Source organism: Alcanivorax sp. (assembly GCF_017794965.1).
GTDB lineage: Bacteria > Pseudomonadota > Gammaproteobacteria > Pseudomonadales > Alcanivoracaceae > Alcanivorax.
On record NZ_CP051240.1, the window covers coordinates 2,118,519 to 2,141,328 of the forward strand.

21 protein-coding genes and 1 pseudogene are annotated in these 22,810 nt (G+C 58.5%); 7 read left to right on the forward strand and 15 right to left on the reverse strand.

Translation table 11 applies throughout. From position 1 onward, the window contains the following. Window positions 1-242 precede the first annotated feature (242 nt). Entirely contained in the window at window positions 243-833 is a 591-nt protein-coding gene (locus HF945_RS09410; RefSeq protein ID WP_290522358.1) for a CsiV family protein, read from the forward strand. On the opposite strand, the gene HF945_RS09415 is transcribed toward HF945_RS09410, so the two are convergent. After that, the gene (locus HF945_RS09415; protein ID WP_235047209.1) at window positions 823-1,725 is read right to left on the reverse strand and encodes a LysR family transcriptional regulator; all 903 of its coding nucleotides are present in this window, start codon (window positions 1,723-1,725) and stop codon (window positions 823-825) included. The genes HF945_RS09410 and HF945_RS09415 overlap by 11 nt on opposite strands. Window positions 1,726-1,824: 99 nt before the next feature. Between HF945_RS09415 and HF945_RS09420 the strand changes: the two are divergent. Beyond that, a pseudogene (locus HF945_RS09420) lies at window positions 1,825-3,032 on the forward strand (MFS transporter). 72 nt (window positions 3,033-3,104) lie between these two features. Then, on the forward strand, window positions 3,105-3,908 hold the full coding sequence (gene dkgB, locus HF945_RS09425; protein ID WP_290522359.1) for a 2,5-didehydrogluconate reductase DkgB: 804 nt from the start codon (window positions 3,105-3,107) through the stop codon (window positions 3,906-3,908). A 67-nt stretch (window positions 3,909-3,975) separates the two neighbouring features. Here the strand turns inward: dkgB and HF945_RS09430 are convergent, their stop codons facing one another. The 3 genes from HF945_RS09430 to HF945_RS09440 form a co-directional block, all read right to left on the reverse strand. Beyond that, a complete protein-coding gene (locus HF945_RS09430) occupies window positions 3,976-5,709 on the reverse strand; it encodes an alpha/beta fold hydrolase (RefSeq protein ID WP_290522360.1) in 1,734 nt (577 codons plus the stop codon). Window positions 5,710-5,967: 258 nt separating this feature from the next. Then, on the reverse strand, window positions 5,968-6,684 hold the full coding sequence (locus tag HF945_RS09435) for a YebC/PmpR family DNA-binding transcriptional regulator (RefSeq protein WP_290522361.1): 717 nt from the start codon (window positions 6,682-6,684) through the stop codon (window positions 5,968-5,970). Window positions 6,685-6,882: 198 nt separating this feature from the next. Further along, entirely contained in the window at window positions 6,883-7,803 is a 921-nt protein-coding gene (locus HF945_RS09440; RefSeq protein WP_290522362.1) for an oxidoreductase, read from the reverse strand. 273 nt (window positions 7,804-8,076) lie between these two features. On the opposite strand from HF945_RS09440, the gene HF945_RS09445 reads away from it, so the two are divergent. Further along, on the forward strand, window positions 8,077-8,472 hold the full coding sequence (locus HF945_RS09445; RefSeq protein WP_290522363.1) for a DUF4168 domain-containing protein: 396 nt from the start codon (window positions 8,077-8,079) through the stop codon (window positions 8,470-8,472). 64 nt (window positions 8,473-8,536) lie between these two features. Here the strand turns inward: HF945_RS09445 and HF945_RS09450 are convergent, their stop codons facing one another. The 3 genes from HF945_RS09450 to HF945_RS09460 all read right to left on the reverse strand — a co-directional run bounded on the left by HF945_RS09450 (window position 8,537) and on the right by HF945_RS09460 (window position 12,689). After that, a complete protein-coding gene (locus tag HF945_RS09450) occupies window positions 8,537-10,498 on the reverse strand; it encodes a ligand-gated channel protein (protein WP_290522364.1) in 1,962 nt (653 codons plus the stop codon). Window positions 10,499-10,620: 122 nt separating this feature from the next. Then, window positions 10,621-11,979, reverse strand: a complete 1,359-nt coding sequence (locus HF945_RS09455; protein ID WP_290522365.1) for a histidine kinase sensor domain-containing protein — start codon at window positions 11,977-11,979, stop codon at window positions 10,621-10,623. Next, window positions 11,979-12,689 carry a response regulator transcription factor gene (locus HF945_RS09460; RefSeq protein ID WP_290522366.1) on the reverse strand — a complete coding sequence of 237 codons (711 nt, stop codon included), beginning with the start codon at window positions 12,687-12,689 and terminating at the stop codon, window positions 11,979-11,981. The genes HF945_RS09455 and HF945_RS09460 overlap by 1 nt, the downstream gene beginning before the upstream one ends. A 155-nt stretch (window positions 12,690-12,844) precedes the next feature. Here HF945_RS09460 and HF945_RS09465 point away from each other — a divergent pair, with 155 nt between their 5' ends. Genes HF945_RS09465 through HF945_RS09475 form a run of 3 tightly spaced genes read left to right on the forward strand, consistent with a single transcriptional unit; the run spans window position 12,845 to window position 14,799 of the window. Continuing rightward, window positions 12,845-13,450 (forward strand): PepSY-associated TM helix domain-containing protein, encoded by a 606-nt coding sequence (locus HF945_RS09465; RefSeq protein WP_290522367.1) that lies wholly within the window; start codon window positions 12,845-12,847, stop codon window positions 13,448-13,450. 20 nt (window positions 13,451-13,470) lie between these two features. Beyond that, window positions 13,471-13,959, forward strand: a complete 489-nt coding sequence (locus HF945_RS09470; protein ID WP_290522368.1) for a DUF2271 domain-containing protein — start codon at window positions 13,471-13,473, stop codon at window positions 13,957-13,959. Window positions 13,960-13,992: 33 nt separating this feature from the next. Next, window positions 13,993-14,799, forward strand: a complete 807-nt coding sequence (locus tag HF945_RS09475; RefSeq protein WP_290522369.1) for a DUF4198 domain-containing protein — start codon at window positions 13,993-13,995, stop codon at window positions 14,797-14,799. Window positions 14,800-15,144: 345 nt separating this feature from the next. On the opposite strand, the gene pdxJ is transcribed toward HF945_RS09475, so the two are convergent. From pdxJ to HF945_RS09515, 8 genes are all read right to left on the reverse strand, one after another. Beyond that, a complete protein-coding gene (gene pdxJ, locus HF945_RS09480) occupies window positions 15,145-15,876 on the reverse strand; it encodes a pyridoxine 5'-phosphate synthase (RefSeq protein WP_290522370.1) in 732 nt (243 codons plus the stop codon). A gap of 91 nt (window positions 15,877-15,967) precedes the next feature. After that, on the reverse strand, window positions 15,968-16,639 hold the full coding sequence (recO, locus tag HF945_RS09485) for a DNA repair protein RecO (RefSeq protein WP_290522371.1): 672 nt from the start codon (window positions 16,637-16,639) through the stop codon (window positions 15,968-15,970). Then, window positions 16,626-17,537, reverse strand: a complete 912-nt coding sequence (gene era / locus HF945_RS09490; protein WP_290522372.1) for a GTPase Era — start codon at window positions 17,535-17,537, stop codon at window positions 16,626-16,628. The genes recO and era overlap by 14 nt, the downstream gene beginning before the upstream one ends. Continuing rightward, window positions 17,530-18,216: a ribonuclease III gene (gene rnc, locus HF945_RS09495; protein WP_290522373.1), complete on the reverse strand. Its 687-nt coding sequence runs from the start codon at window positions 18,214-18,216 to the stop codon at window positions 17,530-17,532. The genes era and rnc overlap by 8 nt, the downstream gene beginning before the upstream one ends. Next, entirely contained in the window at window positions 18,213-18,593 is a 381-nt protein-coding gene (locus HF945_RS09500; protein ID WP_290522374.1) for a DUF4845 domain-containing protein, read from the reverse strand. Before HF945_RS09500 ends, rnc begins: the two co-directional genes overlap by 4 nt. Before the next feature lies 1 nt (window position 18,594). Beyond that, the gene (gene lepB, locus HF945_RS09505; RefSeq protein WP_290522375.1) at window positions 18,595-19,386 is read right to left on the reverse strand and encodes a signal peptidase I; all 792 of its coding nucleotides are present in this window, start codon (window positions 19,384-19,386) and stop codon (window positions 18,595-18,597) included. Next, complete coding sequence (lepA, locus tag HF945_RS09510) at window positions 19,386-21,185, reverse strand: translation elongation factor 4 (protein ID WP_290522376.1); 1,800 nt, start codon at window positions 21,183-21,185, stop codon at window positions 19,386-19,388. Before lepA ends, lepB begins: the two co-directional genes overlap by 1 nt. 181 nt (window positions 21,186-21,366) lie before the next feature. Next, entirely contained in the window at window positions 21,367-22,800 is a 1,434-nt protein-coding gene (locus HF945_RS09515; protein ID WP_290522377.1) for a DegQ family serine endoprotease, read from the reverse strand. Between the last annotated feature and the right edge of the window lie 10 nt (window positions 22,801-22,810).

A 22,810-nucleotide genomic window follows, 5' to 3' on the forward strand; every position in this document is an offset into this window, starting at 1 on the left:
CAGATGGAGGAGATTCGAACGGTTTTCTCCGCGCACCAACACCGGGGGCGCGGGCACGGCGTGAATCCATCAAGCCACCTGGCCCGCGCTTTTAAACTTTCAACTTTAAACTTTGAACTGAACGCCCACCCCCGTCACAAATTTCTCCAGCCCCACCCCTTCCCCGGTGAATTACCCGCTCACAGTGGTATAGTCGTCACCGTAACAACAACCTGCTGCGTGCAGGACAAGGAGTGTACGCAATGCGTCGAGCTTTACTGCTGATCATTCTGGCCTGCCTGGCCAACCCGGCTTTCGCAGGCTGGTACAAAGTGGAAGTGCTGGTCTTTGCCCGTAATCATCCGGTCAGCGACGAAATCTGGAATACCGGGCTGCAGCCCCGCTATGCCAGTCAGTCGGTCACCATCGGCGCACCGGAGCAGAGTGAATACGTGGCATCCAGTGAGGTGGCTCGCGGTGCCTGGATGCCCATCTCCGAAGAACAAACCTCCCTGCAGTACATGATGGAGCGCATGGAAAGTACCGGCGACTACCGTCAGCTGTATCATGCTGGCTGGCGCCAGACCATCAGCAACAAGGGCGACACCACGCCGGTGTATATCCGTGGCGGCCAGACCATCCTTACCGATGAGGGCGAAGTACCGGAGCTGGAAGGCACCCTGCACTTCAGCGAATCCCGCTTCGTTCACGTTTCTCCCCGGCTGTGGCTCAACACGGAAAGCAGCGGTGAACGTTTCTACGTGGACATTAGCGAAGGGCGCCGTCTCACCGGCAGTGATGTCTACTACTTTGACCACCCCATGTTCGGGATGGTAGTTCGGGTTACCCGTTAACGACACCGTCGTTCAGGCGTAATCTCGGAGCGATAAAATCCAGAAAAACCTGAATGCGGCTAGCGAGTGCCGTATTGCGGTAGTACACCGCATTCACCAGTTCTCTATCATTGGGGCCTTCTACCGACCCCGGCAATAGCGCAATCAACCTGCCCGTCGCCAGGTCACGGTCAATCATGAACGAGGACAACAGGGCAATACCCTGACCTGCAAGGCACAATTGCCGCAAAATGGTACCACTCGTGCAGGACAGAGACGGCCGAATCGTGACCGGTTCAGTCAGTGGCCAGCGATTCAGATGAGGGGCACCCGCAAAACCAATCAAGCTATGCTGCTGCAACGCCTCGATACTCCCGGGGCATCCCTCCCGCTGCAGGTAGTCCGGTGATGCCACCAAATGCAGAGGACTGCGCCCCAGAAATCGCGCATGAAGGTTGGAATCCTGCAGCGCACCAATGCGAATCGCCACATCGGTGCGGTGCTCCAGCAGATCGATAATGGTCTCATGGCTGGTCAGCTCCATCTCGATCCCGGGGTAGGCCAGCCTAAACTCGCTTACAAGGGGAACCAGCTGGTGTTCAATAAACGGGGTCACTGCATCCACTCGCAAACGACCGCGAGGCTCTCCCTGCATATTCGATAAGGCCTGCTCCGCTTCTTCGATGACAGCCAACCCCTGACGTGCCTTGTCGACGAAGCGCCTGCCCTCTTCGGTCAGCTCCAGTTTCCGGGTAGTGCGATTTAGCAAGGTACATTGCAGCTCCTGTTCAAGTCGGGAGACCGCACGAGAAACCCTGGCTACCTGCACGTCCAGCTGCCTGGAGGCCGCCGAGAAACCACCGCAATCCACCACAGCAAGGAACAACACCAGATCTTCAGTACGAGATTTTATTGTCATATTTGCAAAAATCATTTGAGACAATGGCTATTTATACCAAAAATAACAATCTCCATACTTCGCCGCAATTCACCCCTGCGCGGAGTTCCTGCCATGCCTGTCGCCCTGTTAGCGCTTACCCTCAGTGCCTTTGCCATCGGCACCACCGAATTCGTTATTGTTGGGCTGGTGCCCACTATTGCCCAGGACCTGGGGGTTAATCTCCCCTCGGCTGGCCTGCTCGTCAGCCTCTATGCACTGGGGGTCGCCACCGGCGCCCCCGTGTTGACCGCCCTGACTGGCCGCTGGAAACGCAAGACCGTACTGCTCACGATTATGGGATTGTTTGTTATCGGCAATCTGCTGGCATGGATGGCACCGGGCTATGAAGCTCTGGTGGCTGCACGTATTCTCACCGGTCTGGCCCATGGCGTGTTCTTTTCTATCGGCGCCACGATTGCCACCAGCCTGGTACCCAAAGACCGTGAGGCCAGCGCCATCGCCATCATGTTTACCGGGCTTACCGTCGCGTTGGTCACGGGTGTGCCACTGGGTACCTGGATAGGCCAGCATTTAGGCTGGCGTGCGACGTTTATGGTCGTGGCTGTGCTAGGCCTGCTTGCTCTGATTGGCAGCGCCTTGCTGGTTCCCAGGGAACTACGTGAAACGGCACCTGTAAGCCCGCGCCAACAGCTCCAGGTACTCACCCATCCCCGCTTGCTACTGGTCTATGCCATGAGGCTGTGGGCTATGGCGGCACATTTGTGGCTTTTACCTACCTGGCCCCGATTCTCGAGAACGTGACCGGCTTTGCTCCCGGCTCCGTGGCATTGATTCTGCTGGTCTATGGAGCCTCTGTGGCCGTGGGAAATCTCTGGGGCGGCAAAATGGCTGACCGGATGGGCCCGGTCCCTGCACTGTCATGGATCTTCACCGCCTTGGCCATGGTACTGCTTGTTCTTACCTTCACCATGTCCAGCCCAATTCAGTCAGTACTCACCATACTGCTGTGGGGAGCCTTTGCGTTTGGCAACGTACCCGGTCTACAGGTGTATGTGGTGCAACTGGCAGAGCGATTCACCCCGCACTCGGTGGATGTGGCCTCCGGCCTGAACATTGCTGCCTTCAATGTAGGGATTGCTTTTGGCTCAGTACTTGGAGGGGCCATTATTGAGCGACACTCCTTGCAAGACCTGCCGTGGATAGGTGCATTGATCGTGCTGCTTGCATTGCTACTGACGCGCTTCTCCGGCTACCTGGACCGGCGGCAACACAACACCCTGCCGAACGAGTCTGCAGCCAACCCTGACTCTAACTTGTGAAAACCCGCCCTACCATATTTTGAAAACAAGCAGTGGCCCCTACGCTGCAGCACAACCCCCCAGGAGAAAAGTGTGCAACAAATTCCCCCTCTCGGTTTCGGAACTTTCCGTCTCGAACACAACGTCGCCTATCGGTCGGTAAAAATGGCGCTTGAAGCCGGATATCGGCATATCGACACCGCACAAATTTACGGCAATGAAAGAGAGGTAGGCCAGGCTATCAAGGATAGCGAACTTCCTCGCGACGAGATCTTCGTAACCACCAAGGTGTGGACCGACAATCTCACTCAGGAGCGTTTTATTCTCAGCGTGGAAGACAGTCTTGAGAAGCTGCAAATGGCGCAGGTGGACCTGCTGCTGATTCACTGGCCTACCGCCAACAACGCTAGCCTCCGCATCGCACTGGAGCAATTGATCAGGGCAAAAGAGAAAGGGTATTCCCGGCACATTGGGGTCTCCAATTTCACCATTGCCAACATGGAAACCGCTCTTCAGGTAATGCCGGCCAGCGAAATTTTCACCAATCAGGTGGAAGTACACCCCTATCTCACAAATCAGCGATTGCTTCACTGGTGCAAACGCAACGGAATACATGTCACCGGTTACATGCCTTTTGCGGTGGGCAAAGTGCTAAATGACGCCACCATCGGGGGTATTGCCCAAAAGCATGGGGTTAGCCCCGCCACCGTGGTCCTGGGTTGGGAGCTGCAACAGGGACTGGCTACCATCCCCTCATCCACCAGGCGTGAAAACATGGCGTCGAATCTGGATGCATTAAGATTGGTTCTGTCACAGGACGAAATGGCGGCTATCACTCATCTCAACAACAATGACAGACAGGCCGACCCTGACTTCGCTCCAGACTGGGACGCTTAGGAACCCTTTTACGGCAGGCGGCCAACCGTCTGCCGTGGCGATAACGCTGCAAACCGGAAACGGACGCTCAGTCGCTAGCGGGCTCCCACGGATTTCCAGGGGTTAACGACAAAAGCTCAGTCAGAAAATCTTTCCACAGGTCATAGACCATGAAATGGCCATGCTCCGGAAAGCTCCGGAACCTGACCCCGGGTAACGTCGCCGCCAGACTGCGGGCGCTATGAATGGAAACAATCCCGTCGCTTTCTCCATGCCACTGCATAACAGGAATTCGCAGCCGGGAGGCGTCCACCCCCAGAGGCTTCAGATGGTTGAGATATTCTTCCATCATTACCCGCGCGCCCTGGAAATGACTGCGGTGGGTACGATTGATGGTTCGGGCCAGATAATCCGGGTTGGCAAAAAACGCCTGGTCCGGCTTTGACAAACCACGCGCCAACATCTTGTAGAATTTTTCCGGCGCTTTCTGTACGCCACGCACCCCCAGCTTTCCGATCAGCATGAACAAGCGGGGGTCCCGGCGGGAAATCTGCACACACATCCGGTGGATCGGCTCCAGCCTGTCCACATCAAAGTGCTCACCGGCCACTGTGCTACCCAACAAGCCCAGGCACTCAAAACTGTCAGGATACTGAACGGCGGCACACAAGGCATAAGGCCCACCGCCACAGTAGGCGGCCAGCGCCGGTTTATGAATCCCCAGATGCTGGCACAGATACAGGATATCCTCGCCCAGATCCCGAAACTGGAATTGGGGTTTGTAGGTGGAAATGCCATACCCCGGGCGTACCAGCATGATCACCCGCAGCCCCTGCTGCCGATACCAGTCTTCAAACAGGGTATGGTCCGGCATGGATGCCCCCTGGTTTTCCAGTGTAATCACCGGCCTGCCTTTGCGGTCTCCATATTCATACCAGCTCAGCACCCGCCCATCCGGCAGGGTCACGGTGAACTCCTCATCATCCTCGGCCTTGGCGGGTAGTCTGGCCACCTGGGCCAGGGCATGGCCCATGGCATGGCTGACCAACTGAACCTGGCTGTTGGTATTCAGCTTGGCCATGATGGATTTCAGCTGGGAACGGGCAGTACTGATCTTGATGTTCAGCAACTGGGCACACTGCTGAAGATTGCCAATCTTGCACAACAGATGCAGCAGGCGGGACTCCGCCTCGGTGATGTTGAATAGCGAGCGCAATAATTCAGGAGAAGGCGTCACCACACTGTGGCCATCCAGCACCCAGACGATGGTGCGCACCAGACTGATTGGCCCCGGTGCATCCGACTTGCGCACCGGCATACACAGCAGGGAAATGCCGGTTTCCGGCGCCGTCAGCAGTTGTGGCCCACGCCCTTCTGCCAACCGGTTAACCTGCTGCAACGATGCCTTCAGCTCCCGGTCCCTGAATATCAGGGCGTTGCCTTTCAGGGAAACCGGGCCTTCCACCAACACCTGGCTGGCCACCGGATTGCTTTCCAGTACCACCAGATCATCACCCAGCATGAGCATCGGCCAGGGCATCTGGTTGTACATGGTATTAAGCACACTGGTGCGGTCTTCCAGCGCATGCATGTAGGAACTGGAGCGTACCGCCCGTTCAAGGTGATTCACCAGGGCATCCACTTCCGCACGGCTTTGCGACGCAACTTCGGACTGGGCCGACCCGGCCTGCCCGTTCCCACTCAGGGCGTCATCAGGCGAACCGGTCCATCCAGCAATGGTATCGAGCAACTCCACCCAGTCCCCCGGTGACAGGGCTGTGTCGTAGATCTTGCCGATGAGATCATGATCGTTGTTATTCAAGTGCCACCCCGGTAGTCAAAAACGATCATAGTTTTTCATGCTGGCGGCGGCAAATCCGGCTCCTGCAAACAACAACACCGCCCTGGGTATTGTTCGCTTAAGCTCGTTTGTTGCTGTGCAGCGTGCTTGCACGCGAAACCTTCATTTCATGGCGCGCCATTCGCGTGCAAGCACGCTCCCACAAGACGCCAAAATCAAATGAACAGCATTAGCCAGAGTGGCGGTGTTGTTGAGGCGCATCCCCGTGCGGCGTAGGGGTCAGAGCTCCACGTTGTGATAGACGTTCTGCACGTCATCAAGATCGTTGAGCATGGCCAGAAACTTGTCGAACAGCTCCCGATCATCCCCTTCCACGGTGGTGTAGGCGTGGGGGATGAACTGGATCTCTTCCACCTCGAAGTCGATGCCTTCGAACGCGTCCGTCAGTGCCTGGCGGGCCTTGGCGAATTCGGTATTGGGGGTGAAGACGGTGATCATCCCCTCTTCGCTTTCCACGTCCGTCACATCCACGTCCGCTTCCATCAGGGCTTCCAGTACGGCGTCTTCATCCTCGCCGGCAAAACGGAAGATGGCAGCATGGTCAAACATGTGAGCCACAGTGCCCTGGGTGCCGATCTTGCACTTGGTCTTGGTAAAGGCCACCCGCACATCACCAAAGGTGCGGTTGGGGTTATCGGTGAGGCACTCGATGATGGCCATGGAGCCCCCCGGTCCATAGCCTTCGTAACGGGCGGGCGCGAAGTCTTCTCCACCCGCCCCACTGGCCTTGTCCAGCGCCTTCTCGATCACATGGGAGGGAACCTGGTCCTTCTTGGCGCGTTCGATCATGCTGCGCAGGGCCAGGTTGGCCGACGGATCCGTGCCGCCGGATTTGGCGCAAACATAGATCTCACGACCATAGCGGCTGTACACCTTGGCCTTCATGTCCGAGGTCTTGGCCATGGATTCTTTGCGGTTCTGAAAGGCGCGCCCCATAGTGCTGCTGCTCCGAATGTGAAATGAGAGGGGGGAATTCTAGGGGAAAATGATCCATTTACCTATGCCATGGGTGGGGGCACGCCCCCTGGCAATGATCCAGAAGGGCAGACTGGACCGGGCGAGCGACGTTTTTCACCCTCATGGGGCTCCCTCACTCCATCCGCTTTCCTTCTGCCCCTCCCCTGATGACAGCCATCAATGGGCTGACGAGTCGTTCAGGTAACGAATGCCGGTCAACGTTTCAGACACGTCCCACAGTCGCTGCGCCACCTGCCGATTGGATGCAATGCGGCGGGCATACGATGGCGCCGGGTAGCCTCGCAGCTCCAGAAAGCGCCCATTCGGCCCATAGTATCCACCGGGCTGCACCGCATCGCTGGTCGCCGCCATCACCCCTGGCAGGCACCCCATACGGGCGGGCTGTGCCATGATCTTGTTGATGATCTGCCCACCGATGACAGTGTCCTGCAGGTGGGTGGCGGAATAACCCGGGTGAACCGCGTAGGCACGGGCCTTCAGGCCTGCCGTTTCAAGGCGACGGTTCAGGTCACGGGCAAAGACCAGATTGGCCAGTTTGCTCTGACCGTAGAACGCCCAGCGCGAATACCACTTCTCCGCGTTCAGGTTGTCCCAGTAAAACTTGCCGATACGATGCATGACGCTGGACACCTGCACCACCCGTGGGGCGGGAGCCGCCTCCAGCACCTCAACAAGCTGTCCGGTGAGCGCGAAATGCCCAAGGTGGTTGGTGCCAAACTGCATCTCGAAGCCATCGCGGGTGCGCTGCAACGGGGGCGCCATCAGCCCGGCATTGTTAAGCAGCACATCCACCGCGCCGTAGCGCGCCTTGACCGCATCGGCAAACTGGCCGATGGACGCCAGATCGGCCAGGTCCAGCGGCAGGAAATCCAGCTGTGCCCCGGGGGTGTGTTGTCGCACTGCCCGGGCGGCCTCCTCGGCCTTGCCGGTATTACGGCACGCCATGATCACGGTGGCGCCCTTGTCAGCGAATTGTTTCACGGCTTCAAGGCCAATGCCGCTGTTGGCTCCTGTGACCAGGAGGGTCTTGTCCTGCAGATCCGGTATCAGGCCCGGATGCCAGTCTGAACGACGCATTGCACTGTCCCTTGTGAGTAGAGTCAGCGCACATCTTGCACGGTTCGTCGCAGGATGTGGATGACCACACCCGTGGCGCAAGATACATGGCAGTGCAGGGGCCGGCTCAGGCCACGAGACCGCCAACCATTGTGTGATATTTATCACATCATGACGTTTTTACGCCCTCCCCAGGAACTTCATGAACTGAGCCTGTCGCACCTGAGAGGGATCTGTCACTAGACAGGCAAATGTCGCGCTCTCCTCAAGGGGAGTCGCAGCTGGAGAACGTTCATGAAAACCACCCTTCTCGCCGCATCGGTACTGGCCACCTCTCTCACCCTTGCAGGGCCGGCTACCGCCGAACAGCCGCAGCGCTCAGCACAGCCGGCACAGCCACCCGCTGCCGCACAAACCCCGCTGCCCAAGGCTGAGGATTTTTCAGAACAGCAACTGGAAGCGTTCGTGGATTCACAGAAAGAGATGGGCAGCATTCAGCGTGAATACGCCAAAAAGCTGCAGAACAAGCAGGACAAGCCACAGGAAGCCATGGCGATCAGAAAGGAAGCGCAGCAGGCTCTCGCCTCTGCCGTACAGGAGAGCGGCCTGGAGGTGCAAACCTACAACCAGATTATCCGCTTAGCGCAAAATGATCAGGCGTTCCGTGCCCAATTGGAAGCCATGATGTAGCGCCCCTCGTGCGGCCAGACGGCAGCACCGGGCCATGCCCGGGCTGCCAGCCGCCGTGTCAGGATTAGAAATCCACCTGCAGGCCTAGCCAGTAGCGACGGCCATCTTCCACATAGCCGTATTCCTCCTGGAAGATTTCCTTGTCGGCCACATTGTAGATGCCGGTATTCAACTTGGCCTGTGGCGACAACCTGAAGCCGATCCCGGCATCCACCAGAGTGGTGGACGGGGCAATGATGGCACTGTTGGAAGGCCCGGTGGTGGGCTGACTTTCCTCACTGCGATAACGCACCGTGGCCCACGGGGAAACCACGTCCGTGGCCTGCCAGTCCAGCTGCAGGCTGGCCAGATGCTCAGGCAACTGAGTCAGCGGCTCGCCTTTGTATTCACCGGATTTCTGCTCGGAGTCGGTAAAGGTATAACTCAGGTTCACCGACAGCACCTTGGCCAGCGTGGACGAGAGCGCAAATTCCACCCCCTGGGTTTCTGCTTCGTCCACATTCACCCGGTAGGTCGGATCAGAACCAAACTGGTTCGCCCCGTCGGTACAAATCGTCACCGGACAGGCAATACGGGTGATCTTGTCTTCGAAATCCGTATGGAACACGGTCACGTTCGCCATCAGACGGCGGCCGGCGTTGTAATACAGTCCCAGCTCCTGGTTCACGGAGGTCTCCGGCTCCAGATCCGGATTACCGTAAATATTCCCGCCCCGGCTCACCTGGCCCCAGTCCGGAATCACTTCACGCAGGGAGGGGGAACGGAACCCGGTGGATACCCCGCCTTTCACGGTCCAGCGAGGGCTGAAGCCCCAGACGCCATACAGTCGCGGACTCACATGACTGCCGTAATTTTCATCATCATCCATGCGTGCGCCCACCGTGAGGAAGAAGGTATCAGTGAGCATCCATTCATCTTCTGCAAACAGGGCCCACTTTGCGTTCTCCACCCGGGTACGGTCTGAAATCCGGTTGGATGTATCGTCACGGAGTTTTTCTTCGGTGAAATCCACCCCCACGCTGACCATGTGATCACCCAGTGGCATCAGCAGGGTACTCTTGGCGTTGTCGTTGGTAATGATCATTTCACGGCTTTCGTTTTCCGCCCGCTCGCGCTGCAGATAGGTTTCCGAAGTCCCGAACCCCCATCGGCCCGTGTGCTGGATCGACCAGGCGTCTCGGGTGTGCTCGGAAAAGGCATCGCTGCACCCGCCGCGACCGCAATCCGAGGTGGGCTGGGTACGCCCCATCAGCCCCTGCCGGGTATCCACAGAGCTGCTCGCCTCCAGGGAAATGTCCTGGTTATCCGTGGGGGTCAGAGTCAGGCGGGCATTCAGGTTCTTCAGCTCTTTCTGCTCGAAACCATCCACAAACCCGTCTTCCTGACGATTGTAGAAGCCACCATAGAGCTGCAACCCGGCGGTACCTTCCTTGAGCGGGCCACTGACACTGAAGTTGCCCTGGGTAATATCCCCGGAACGGGAGTCATCCTGGATCACAGTATCCACCTGGGCGGTCCCCCCCCATTTGTCCGCGACCTTGCGAGTGATGATATTGATCACCCCGCCCATGGCATCGGAACCATAAAGGGTAGACATGGGGCCCCGGATCACTTCAATACGCTCAATGCTTTGTACCGGCGGCAACCAGCTCTGCTCGAAACCGGCACTGCCATTGGGACGGGTTTCGCGGGTAGAAACCGGTTTGCCGTCCACCAGAATCAGGGTGTATGAGGCCGGCATGCCACGAATGACGATGTCCGTGCCGTTGTCCCCGGAGCCCCCGCCAGTGACCACCACACCGGGCACATCACGCAAAACATCCGTGACATCCTGGTAATAGCGCTCTTCGATCTGTTCCCGGCCGATAACACTGATGGAAGCCGGAGCATCCTCCACCTGCTGGGCATAACCGCCTGCGGTGACAGACACCTGCCCCAGTTCGTACGCATCCTGCTGATCGTCAGCCCAGACAGCACTACTGGCCGTGCTGATCGCCAGCGCCAACGCCCCCAAACGTATCGTCATGATTCTGCCTCCTCGAAAATTCGCCAACAGCGAGTGGATTCACGCCCCCGGCAAAAAAATGAATGTTATTCAGTTCGGCAGATGATATTGATTGCTATTTGCAATTAAAGAAGATTTACATTCTATACGGCGGCACAGGCAGGTAGCTGCATATGAATAATCAAACCGGGATGCGCGTTTTCGGCCCACATCTCTCCCCCCAGGCGGGTCAACGCCCGCCGGGCAATACTCAGGCCCAGTCCGAAACCGGTTTCGTTGCGGGCCGCCTCCAGGCGCACAAAGGGAGAGAAGATGGTTTCCAGACTGGCGTCGGGGACACCGGGGCCCTGATCGGTGAGGGTCAGGTGCCAGACGTCCCCTTCCCGGCTCCCTGACAGCACAATGCTGCCGTGTGCCGGTGAGTGACGGATCGCGTTTCTTACCAGGTTTTCGAATGCCTGAGCCAGCACATTCAGGTGTCCGTGCACGCAGGCCTGCGCTGGTAACTGGCAGGGAAACCGCTCCCGTGCCCAGCCACTTTCAAAACCGGCATTATCCACCACCAGATCCCACAGGGCGTGGATAGAGATCCCTTCCAGCATGCTGCTGTCCACCTGGGTATCCTGCCAGCCCAGCGCCAGGGTATCGTCCACCAGGTCACGCATACGCGCCAACTCAGCCGCCAGACGTTCCCGCAGGGCAGCTTCATCCATAGGGCTTTCCAGTGCGACAGCAAGACGACTCAACGGGGTGCGCAGCTCATGGGACATGTCGTTCAACAACTGCTTCTGGGTACTCATCATGGTCGACACCTTGTCGGCCATGCGGTTGAAACTCCGTGCCAGCTCACCAAACTCATCTCGGCGCTGGACCACCGGCGCCCCGACCCTGGCGGCGGTGTCGTCCTTGAAATGCAACACCTGATCCTGCAGGGCACGCAGCGGCCCACGAACCCGCCAGAAAAGCAGCAACCCCAGCAACAGTGCCGACACGGCAGGTATCCCCACCAGCAGGCCGCTCTCCAGATAGGGCCAGTAGGTTCCGGGACGGTAGCGCGGCGGCAGCTGAAGGATCAGCCGTGGGGCGTCCTTTTCTGCGGAGAACGGAATACCGATATAGGGCATCCGCTTTCCATAACGGAAACTCATCAAACCATTCAGACTGCGTTGAAAACGCAACCCTGCACGTTCCCGTTCGGTGAGCGGCGTACCGCTGAGTGACTGATCCTCGTGATCCACCACCATGATGTTGCCCGCTTCTTTCTCGCGCATCATGGCCAGCCACGCGGCCACCCCCTGCTCGCCCTCATCCCGCCAGGCCTGTTCGGCTTCAGCGGCGTAGCCGCTGAGTACTTGCCGGGCCTCACTCCCCAGCCGCTGGGCATCGCGGCGCAACTCTCCCATCAGCCAGACCCCCAGCACCATGGTCATCACTGCCGTGAGCACCAACACAATGGCAAGTCGCCAGAACAGGGAATGGGGGGCCAGCCAGGCACAGCGCATTAGCGGGAATCCATCACCAGGGTGTAGCCCTGCCCCCAGACGGTGCGCACCGGGGAATCCGGCATACCGGCATCGCGCAGCTTGCGGCGCAGATGACTCACATGCAGGTCCAGACTGCGGTCATGGCGGCCACAGCCGCGATACAGCACCGTCTGATAAAGATAGGGTTTGCTGAGCGTCTCACCACGGTGCGCCATGAGCACCTGCAACAAACGGAATTCGGTGGTGGTCAATCCCAGATCCTGCCCGTTGAAGCTAGCTTTCTGCTCCACATCATTCAGTTGCAGCCCGCCTGTCTGGACCAGCTGCCCGTGCAGATTGCGCTCCAGCGCAACCCGCCGTAGCACCGCATCCACGCGCACACCCAGCTCAGCCATGCTGAAGGGTTTGGCCACATAATCATCTGCGCCGCTGATCAGGCCCTGGATGCGAGCTTCCTCATCCCCCAGGGCCGACACCACAATCACCGGCACGGTACAGCGCTGGCGCAGGTTAGCCAGTAGCTCCAGACCGTTGAGCCCGGGCAGGAGAATATCCAGCAGCACCAGCTCATAGTCTCCACTGGCCGCCTGCGCCAGTCCGTCAAGACCATCCTGGCAAACAGCGACCTGATACTGGCGGCTTACCAGAAAATCGCGCAGATGTTCGCCGAGAAGAGGGTCATCCTCAATTACCAGCAGGCGGGCAGAAAGGTTGGCAATAGCATTCATTCGCGAATGATAAGAATTATTATTACAGCGTTCCAGCTTTTCCGGTGAATGACATTCAATTTTTCCGACTGCCTTACATTCTTTACGTGCGCGAACCTATATATCAATAACAATTCTCATTAACATCGCTCCTCAATCTGATATTGAGTCTGGCAGTGAACAAGAAACGTAAAGCTTTCTGGCTGAAACAGCTTCACCAGTGGCACTGGGTCACCTCCGCCCTCTGTCTGATCAGCCTGCTGCTGTTCAGCATTACCGGCATCACCCTCAACCATGCCAATGATATTGCCGCCGAGCCGGCAATCCGCAGCCTGGAAGGCCAGCTTCCAGAACCGTTAATAGCCTCCCTTTCCGGTCTGGAACAAGGCCCACTGCCCGTCCCGGTGCAGCAATGGCTGCAGGCACAATGGGACCTGGACAGTGCCCACAAGGCCGCGGAATGGGCCCCGGATGAGGTCTATGTCGCCCTGCCCCGCCCCGGCGGTGACGCCTGGCTGGCGATCACTCTGGACAGTGGCGAAGTGATGGGCGAAATCACTGACCGTGGCTGGATTGCGTTCTTTAACGACCTGCACAAGGGACGCCATACCGGCACGGCATGGGCCTGGTTCATCGACATCTTTGCGGTCGCCAGCTTGCTGTTCGCCCTGACCGGATTGGGGCTGATGATGCTCCACGCCAAACGCCGTCCCGCCACCTGGCCGGTTACCCTCGCCGGTCTGGTGCTGCCCTGGCTGCTGATCGTTTTCTTCATGCATTAAAGGACATCAAAGGAAATGCCATGCGTGTACTACTGACTCTCTGTCTGGCCCTGGTAGCCAGTCACTCCCTGGCGGAAAGCTTCCGTGTTGAAGTGGAAGTTCCACGTCTGCGGGTAGCGGAATACCACGCCCCCTATGTGGCGTTCTGGGTAGAAAACCCGGACCGCAGCACCATCCTTCCACTGGGACTGTGGTATGACGACCAGGAGAAATGGCTCAAGGATATCCGCCAATGGTGGCGCCGCACTGGCCGGGGCCAATCCAAACCCTACGACGGTCTGACCGGTGCCACCCGCCCACCGGGCAAGCACAGCATTGATTTCGCCGAACTGAAGGCGCTGCAGGACCTGGCGCCCGGAGAGTACGAACTGATCGTCGAAGCGGCCCGTGAGGTCGGCGGACGCGAAGTACTTCGCCTGCCGTTCCAATGGCCCGCTGAACAAGCGCAGACACAGCAAGCCAACGGCGACAACGAACTGGGCTCTGTCACGTTGACCATTACGCCCTGATTAATATTCCTGACACCGTAAAAGGAGAGCACCATGCCTTCCCTGATGAAACAGCTTGGTCTGGCCACCCTGCTGGCCGCCGCCCTGCCGGCCCACGCCCACAAACTGTGGTTACTACCCAGTCATACCGCCGTATCCGAACCGCAGTGGGTGACGGTGGATGCCAGTATTTCCAATGAAATCTTTGGCTTCGAGCGCGCCTACCCGGTCGATGCACTGAAAGTCACCGGTCCGGATGGCGAGTTGGCGACAGTGGATAACGCCACCCGCATGCACACGCGCAGCGTGTTTGATGTGCAGCTGGAGCAGCAAGGCAGCTACCGCATTGCAGTCGCCCAGCCCGGCTTTTTCCTGATGTACGAAGTGGACGGCGAGCGCAAGCGCGCCCGGGGCAATGACGCAGAAAAAATGCTCAAGGAACTGCCGGCCAACGCCAGCAACGTAAAAATGATGGAATCCCATAACCGGCTGGAAACCGTGGTCACCCTGGGCGCGCCCAACACCACCGCACTCACCCCCACCGGCAAAGGGCTCGAGATCGAATTCCTGACCCACCCCAATGACCTGTACGCCGGGGAAACCGCACAGTGGCGCCTGCTGGTGGATGGCAAGCCCGCCAAGGACCTGAAAGTGGAACTGGTCCCCGGCGGTACCCGCTACCGCGACAGCCAGGAAGACTGGGCCGTGACCAGCGACAAGAAAGGACTGGTGAACATTACCTGGCCCGCCGCCGGCCGTTACTTCCTGGAAGTCGGCACCACAGACAAGCAGACCAGCCACAAAAAAGCCGACCAGCGCCGCCTGCAATATCTGGGTACGGTGGAAGTGCTGCCAATGTAGTAAGGCCTGACGCTGGACGCCCGACGCCTGACGCTAAAAAGCTCCGCACCCGGAAAGGTGCGGAGCTTTTTTAGGTTCATCGTGGGTAAGCAGGTAGGAGCGATGCGAAGAATGTCTCCGCCCTGATCCTGCGTAGAGGTTGCCAGATTCCTGACGCCCGACGATAAAACCACCACACCGGGTTACCTCTTGCGATTGTTCTTCATCACCCCGTTTTAGCAATAACCGGCAGGCTGAGCCTCAGATTTTTACACCATTAGAGCCTTTCAGGGAGTGCCGCCTCCAGGCCAGGATTTGCCTTGCGCAGAGCGTTCTTTTCCGGCAATAGGCATCCGGCGTCGAGCGTCAGGCGTTCAAACGATCTATCAGATCGCGCATGTCTTTCACCGCCTGATGCAAACCGCTGATGACTGCCCGGGCGATGATGCCGTGGCCGATGTTCAGTTCGTTCATGCCGGGAATTTCAGCAATGGGCAGGGTGTTGTGGTAGTGCAGGCCGTGGCCGGCGTTTACCACCAGGCCGAGTTCCAGTGCCAACGCAGTGGCTTCACGGATGCGCTGCAGCTCCTTTTGCTGAGCCTCAGGGGTTTCCGCATCGGCGTAGTGGCCGGTGTGGATTTCAATGGTCGGGGCACCACATTCACTGGCGGCACGTATCTGCGCCGGATCTGCATCAATGAACAGGGACACATCAATGCCGGCCTCCCCCAGCGTCGTGCAGCACTGGGCAATCCAGGCCTGATTGCCAACCACATCCAGTCCTCCTTCTGTGGTCAGTTCCTCGCGCTTTTCCGGCACCAGACAGCAATGCGGCGGCTTGATCCGCGTGGCGATGGCAACCATCTCTTCGGTGGCCGCCATTTCCAGATTCATGCGTGTCTGCAGCGTCTGCGCCAGCAGCTCCACGTCCCGGTCATTGATATGACGACGATCCTCACGCAGGTGAACGGTAATCCCGTCCGCCCCTGCCTGCTCCGCCACCAACGCCGCCTGCACCGGCTCCGGATAACGGGTGCCACGTGCCTGACGCAGGGTGGCAACGTGATCGATATTAACGCCGAGAAGGACTCTGGACATGAAATTCACCTTAAACGCTTTTATGAGGCCCTCCGTGCGGGGACTCTCGGAATGTTTTTCTAGCTCGTAGCTCGTAGCTCGTAGCTGATTTTCACTTTTCCCGGAACAGCTCGCGGCTCTTCAGGGGCTTGTCGCCCAGATGCGGGGCCAGCAAGGCCCGACATAACTGCCTGGCGGTCCGACGCGTGTCTGCTTGCCAGTCGCCGTTGAGCATGGCCAGCAGATCAGAACCCGGGTAGCCTTGGGCGGCAACCAGCAAGCCCTGTTCAGGATCCAGCTGATAGTAACAGTCCGAGCGGACCGGTTCGCCCAGGATGTCATAACCCAGATTGATACCGTAGCCCATCTCTTCAAGCAGCCCCATCTCGAACTGTCTCAGAATCACATCCAACCTCTCTCCCTGGCAAAGGGCGGCAAGGGTGTGCTCGTAGAGGGGCCACAGATCAGGGTGAGGATCATCGCGATGGAGCAGCCGGGTCAACAGCTCGTTGACGTAGAAGCCGCAGTAGAGCCCCTTGCCCTGCAGCTGTAGCGTCTGGCCACGTGGCTCACAGCCTCGCAGGGAATACATCTCCCCGGAGGGTTTCAGCTCCACCAACAAGGGACGAAAGGGGGACAGGGACGGATCCTTCCGCCCTCCCCTGACCACCGCGCCGATCCGGCCCAGACGGGGCAGAAACAGCTCAACAATCAGGCTGGTATTACGAAATGGCCGACGATGCAGTAACCAGGCCGGCTGCAGAGTCTGATCAACGGGGCTCATCGTAGCCGAGGGATCGCAGGGCACGGGCATCATCAGACCAGCCAGCCTTGATCTTCACCCACAGGTTGAGCATCACCCGGCGCTCGATCAGGCGCTCGATATCTTCACGGGCCTGGGTACCGATCTGCTTGATCCGTTCGCCCTTGTCGCCGATCAGAATCTTCTTCTGGCCACGACGCTCAACAAGAATGGCCGCCGAAATTTCGGTGACCCGCGGGCCATCTTCCCACAGCTCCACTTCCACGCTGACCTGATGGGGAACTTCCTGACCGAGCTGGCGAACCACCTTTTCGCGAATGATCTCCGCAGCCATGAAACGCAGGCTACGATCAGTAAGCTGATCCTCGTCGTACCAGAAGTCGCCTTCGGGCAGCCGCTCGACCAGGGCCTTTTCCAGCTGTTCCAGGTTCTGTTCTTTCAGGGCAGACACCGGCACAACGGCATCAAAGGGATAACGCCCGGTAAGACTCTCGATGTAAGGCAGCAACTCGGCCTTGTCTTCCAGGTTATCCACCTTATTGATGATCAGCAGCACCGGCACATCCGGGTTGGCCGGCAACAGCCCCAACACATGCTCGTCACCGGGGGTCCACTTGAGCCCGTCCACCATCATGCAGATCACATCCACCCCGCTCAGGGTAGACACGGCAGCATCGTTCATGGCCCGGTTCAGCGCACGCTCCTGACCGGTATGGATGCCAGGCGTATCCGCGAACACGATCTGGTAGTTATCCCGGGTATGAATACCGTGAATACGGTGACGGGTGGTCTGCGGCTTGCGGGAGGTAATACTGACCTTCTGCCCAATCAGGTGGTTCATCAGGGTCGACTTGCCCACGTTGGGACGGCCGACGATGGACACCATGCCGCAACGGGGAGTATTGGTGTGCTCAGTCATACTGCTGCTCCAGCCAGGTCAGCGCTTCTGCTGCCGCCTGCTGCTCTGCCTTGCGGCGGCTGCCTCCCTGGGCCATGAAGGTTTGTTGCATTTGTTCCAGTTCACAGGTCACATCAAAGGTCTGCTTGGGGGCCAGCCCTTCGACCCGGGTCACCTGATATACCGGCAATTCGAACTTGCGCGCCTGCAGCCATTCCTGCAGGCGGGTCTTGGCATCTTTCTGGGCGCTCTGTGGCGTGATGGCCTCCAGCCGCTCTGCAAACCAGCCGAGTACAACCTGGCGACAAGCTTCCTCACCACCGTCGAGCAACATGGCGCCAATGATAGCCTCAAGGGCATCCGCAAGAATGGAGTCGCGCCGGTAACCGCCGCTTTTCAGTTCACCGCCGCCAAGCAGCAGGTGCTCGCCAAGGCCCAGCTCCCTGCCTACCTGCGCCAGCGTCTGGCCACGCACCAGGGACGCCCGCATGCGCGTCAGCTGCCCTTCCGCAGCATCGGGAAACTGTTCAAAGAGGGCCACGGAGATGATCTGCCCGAGCTGGGCATCCCCCAGGAACTCTAGCCTCTCGTAATTGCGGTGGCGGCTGACACTGCGATGTGTCAGCGCCAGCGCCAGCAGTTCCTGATTGGCGAACTGGTACCCCAGGCGGGGCATCAAACGGTCCAGGTTCTGGGTCACTGGCGCACGTCTTTGCTGAACTCTTCCTGGAACGTCATGACAATGCTGACGTTGTAGAACATGGGCTCACGCACTTCGTAGTCAACCTCCGCCTTCAGGAAGGCACCGTCCTTGTACACGTCAACGTCGTCAGGGCTGATCACCTTGACCTGATTGAGCACAAAACGCTTGCGAATACTTTCCCTGATTTCACCCTCGGACATCATCGCCGCCCTGTTATCCTGCAGGGTTGTACGGATAGTCGTGGCTACGGTGTTGTATTCCATGTAGGCCGGTATCATGCGAAACGCTGCCGTACCAAGAATCACCACAACCACCAGGATAACCATCCAGCTGATCAGGGAAAGTCCACGTTGCCGAGCGGGCATTGTCGTCATTTTAATTTGCCTCCACCTTGTCTATGGCACCATTACGGGAAAAGCTGGGCAGTGAGAAAATCGGCTTCCAGTGCATCCAGATCAGGAAGGCCTCCCCCATTACCAGCTCATCCGGCACTATACCCCAAACCCGGCTGTCGTTACTGTTATCGCGGTTATCGCCCATCACGAAGAACGCCTCTTCCGGCACAGTCCATTCTCCGTCCAGGTTCATCTTGGCGACTTTCTTGCCGGTAAAGGGGTTGATCTTGCCTTCCTGCCAGATCAGGTGCTCCACGCCGCCTAGCGTTTCAATGTACTCGGATTGCCAGTATCGACCATTGTCCACTTCCCGCACTACATTGCGTGACACCAACTCACCGTTGATGAACAGCCGGTTATCCTTGATCAGGATGGTATCCCCTGGCAGCCCCACAACCCGCTTGATGAAGTTCTGGTTACGGTTTTCGGGGAACTTGAACACCATGACATCGCCCCGCTCCGGCTCACCGGTGTCGAGGATCTTGGTATTGGTGACCGGCAAACGCAGGCCATAGGCAAATTTGTTGACCAGAATGAAATCGTTCACTTTCAGGGTCGGCAGCATGGACCCTGAAGGAATGGTGAAAGGCTCGACAATGAACGAACGGATCACCAGCACCACAAAGAATACTGAAATCAGCGAATTGGAGGTTTCCACCACATTCGCCACCGGCCCCTCTTTCTGTGAAAGCTTCAGGGCCTTGTCCAGCCCCCAGACGATCAGCGTGACCAGCAGCGCCAGGGAAAGCCAGAAACCGATATCAATATCCATTAATCATCCACCTTGAGCACGGCCAGGAAGGCTTCCTGCGGAATCTCCACATTGCCCACCTGCTTCATCCGTTTCTTGCCTTCTTTCTGCTTCTGCAGCAGCTTCTTCTTACGGGAAACGTCACCACCGTAGCACTTTGCCGTCACGTTCTTGCGCAGTGCCTTCACGGTCTGGCGCGCAATGATCTTGCTGCCGATGGCCGCCTGGATCGCCACGTCGAACATCTGCCGTGGCACCAGCTCTTTCATCTTTTCACACAGGGCCCGGCCGCGGTAGGCGGACTGGTCCAGGTGACAGATCATGGCCAGGGCGTCCACCTTGTCGCCATTGATCAGCACATCCACCCGCACCAGTTTGGTTGCTTCAAAGCGCTCGAAGGCGTAGTCCATGGAAGCGAAGCCACGGCTCACAGACTTGATACGGTCAAAGAAGTCCAGCACCACTTCGGCCATGGGAATGTCGTAAGTGAGGGCCACCTGCTTGCCCAGATACTGCATATTGATCTGGCTGCCACGACGCTCCACACAGAGGGTGATCACATTCCCCACGAACTCCTGGGGCACCAGAATATTGACCCGGGCAATGGGTTCGCGGAATTCCTCGATCTTGTTGCCTTCCGGCAACTTGGAGGGGTTATCCACGTAGATGGTTTCGCCGTCGGACAGCAACAGTTCATAGACCACGGTGGGCGCGGTGGTAATCAGATCCAGATCGTATTCGCGCTCCAGACGTTCCTGGATGATTTCCATGTGCAACATGCCCAGGAAACCAACCCGGAAACCAAAGCCCAGGGCATCCGACGTCTCCGGCTCATAGAACAGGGAAGCGTCGTTGAGGGTCAGCTTGGCCAGTGCATCACGGAAGTCTTCATAATCATCTGCACTCACCGGGAACATGCCCGCATACACCTGCGGCTTGACCTTCTTGAAGCCCGGCAATGCTGCCACATCCGGCGTTTTCGCCAGGGTCAGGGTATCCCCCACAGGCGCACCGTGAATGTCCTTGATGCTGCCACTCACCCAGCCTACTTCACCGGCTTCCAGCTGTTTGGTCTCGGTACGCTTGGGAGTGAAGATGCCCAGCTGGTCCACCACATGGGTCTGGCCGGTGGACTTCACCAGGATCTTGTCGCCCTTCTTGAGGACGCCATCCTTCACCCGCACCAGGGAGATCACCCCCAGGTAATTATCGAACCAGGAATCGATGATCAGTGCCTGAAGGTCAGTATCCCGCTCCCCTTCCGGGGCGGGAATACGCTCAACCAGTTGTTCCAGCAGGTCATCCACCCCCACACCGGTCTTGGCGGAAACCCGGCAGGCATCATGGGCATCCAGACCAATGATCTCCTCGATCTCGTTTATCACCATTTCAGGCTCGGCCTGGGGCAGGTCGATCTTGTTAAGTACCGGCAGCACTTCCAGGTCCTGCTCGATAGCGGTATAGCAGTTGGCCACCGACTGGGCTTCCACGCCCTGGGCCGCATCCACCACCAGCAACGCCCCCTCACAGGCGGAAAGGGAACGGGACACTTCATAGGAGAAGTCCACATGCCCGGGGGTATCAATGAAGTTCAGCTGGTAGGTCTCTCCATCGCGGGCCTTGTAATAGAGCGTCACGCTTTGGGCCTTGATGGTAATGCCTCGTTCCCGCTCCAACTCCATGGAATCCAGTACCTGCTCCTTGAGCTCACGGTCGGAGAGCCCGCCGCAGACCTGGATAAAACGGTCCGCCAGGGTGGATTTGCCATGATCGATATGGGCGATGATGGAGAAGTTGCGAATATTCGAGATGTCAGTCATAGGGCCTTGTAAGCAATCAGTCGCTGCCGCACCGGCCCATCACAACAGGGCCTTACACCACCGGAACACCGGTGGCACCGAAATCAGAAAACGGCAAACAAGGGTCGCGATTCTAGCGGATAACGGGGGGCAGTTGCACGACGCAGCCGTGCTGCGCCGTGAAATAATGCCCTGGCGGGGATTATTTGAGCTTCAGGGCGAGAAAACGGGGAGTCCCGTCCCGGTTGATCAAGGCCGCCACGGTACCGGACTCTGGCAGTGCCGCTACCACCTCCGCGAAACGCTCAGGGCTTTCCATGGGGGCGTTATTCAGGGTCACCAGCACATCGCCCTTGGCAATGCCGGCGCGCAGCGCAGGCCCGTCGTTCACCTCGGTAACCACCACGCCGGCCTTGATATCACGCTTTGCCAACTCGTCGTCGGTCGCAGCACGTACCTTCAGCCCCAGGGCATCCGCACCGTCCTCACCACTGATACCACCCCGCATAGCCAGGCCCGGATCGTCCGGCAGCAGCCCGATAGTCACTGTCAGGGTTTCTTCATCGCCATCCCGGATAACGGTCAGTTCCGCATCCTCGCCCGGCTTGACCAGCCCGACCCAGCGCGGCAGCTCGGAAGAACGGTATATTTCCTCACCGTTGAAACCGGTGATGATATCCCCCGGCTGAACCCCGCCCTCTTCCGCGGGAGAGCCGTTCAGCACCTGGGACACCAGCGCCCCGCGGGGCTGGTCCAGTCCGAAGGACTCGGCCAGATCCCTGTCTACTTCCTGAATCAGCACGCCCAACCAGCCCCGGCTGACCTTGCCGTGCTCCTTGAGCTGGGACACCACATCCATGGCCATGTCGATGGGAATCGCAAAACTCACCCCCATGTAGCCACCGGAGCGGCTGAAAATCTGGGAGTTGATCCCCACCACCTCACCACTCAGGTTGAACAGCGGGCCACCGCTGTTGCCCGGGTTGATGGCCACATCGGTCTGGATAAACGGGACATAGCTGTCGCTGGGCAGACTGCGGCCCTTGGCACTGACAATGCCGGCGGTCACGCTGCTATCAAACCCAAAGGGCGCACCGATGGCCAGCACCCATTCGCCCACCTTCAGCTTCGCAGAGGAGCCGATCGCCGCCACAGGCAGATCCTCGCCCTCAACCTTGAGCAAGGCGATATCACTCTGCTCATCGGCACCAATCAACTCCGCCTTCAGCTCGCGACGGTCCTGCAGGCGCACCATGATCTCATCCGCTTCCGCAACCACATGATTGTTGGTGAGCACATAGCCGTCCGAGGAAATCAGAAAGCCGGAGCCCAGCGATCGTGCCTCACGATCCTGAGGCATGCGGGGCGCACCCTCGCCGCCAAACTGTTCAAAGAAGCGGCGGAAAAATTCGGGAATCTGCTCCATCTGTTCCTGCAGATCTTCCTCTTCCTGGTGGGTAACCGTGCTGATATTCACCACGGCCGGCCCTTCCTTCTCCACCAGCAGGGTGAAGTCAGGCAACCCGGTTACCAGGGGTTCCGCACGTTCAGAGGACGAAGTTGAATCGGAGCAGCCAGCAAGAAAACTGAGTACCACCAACAGCCATAACGCAGCTACGGGGCGCAATTTTCGCATGGAGTTCTCC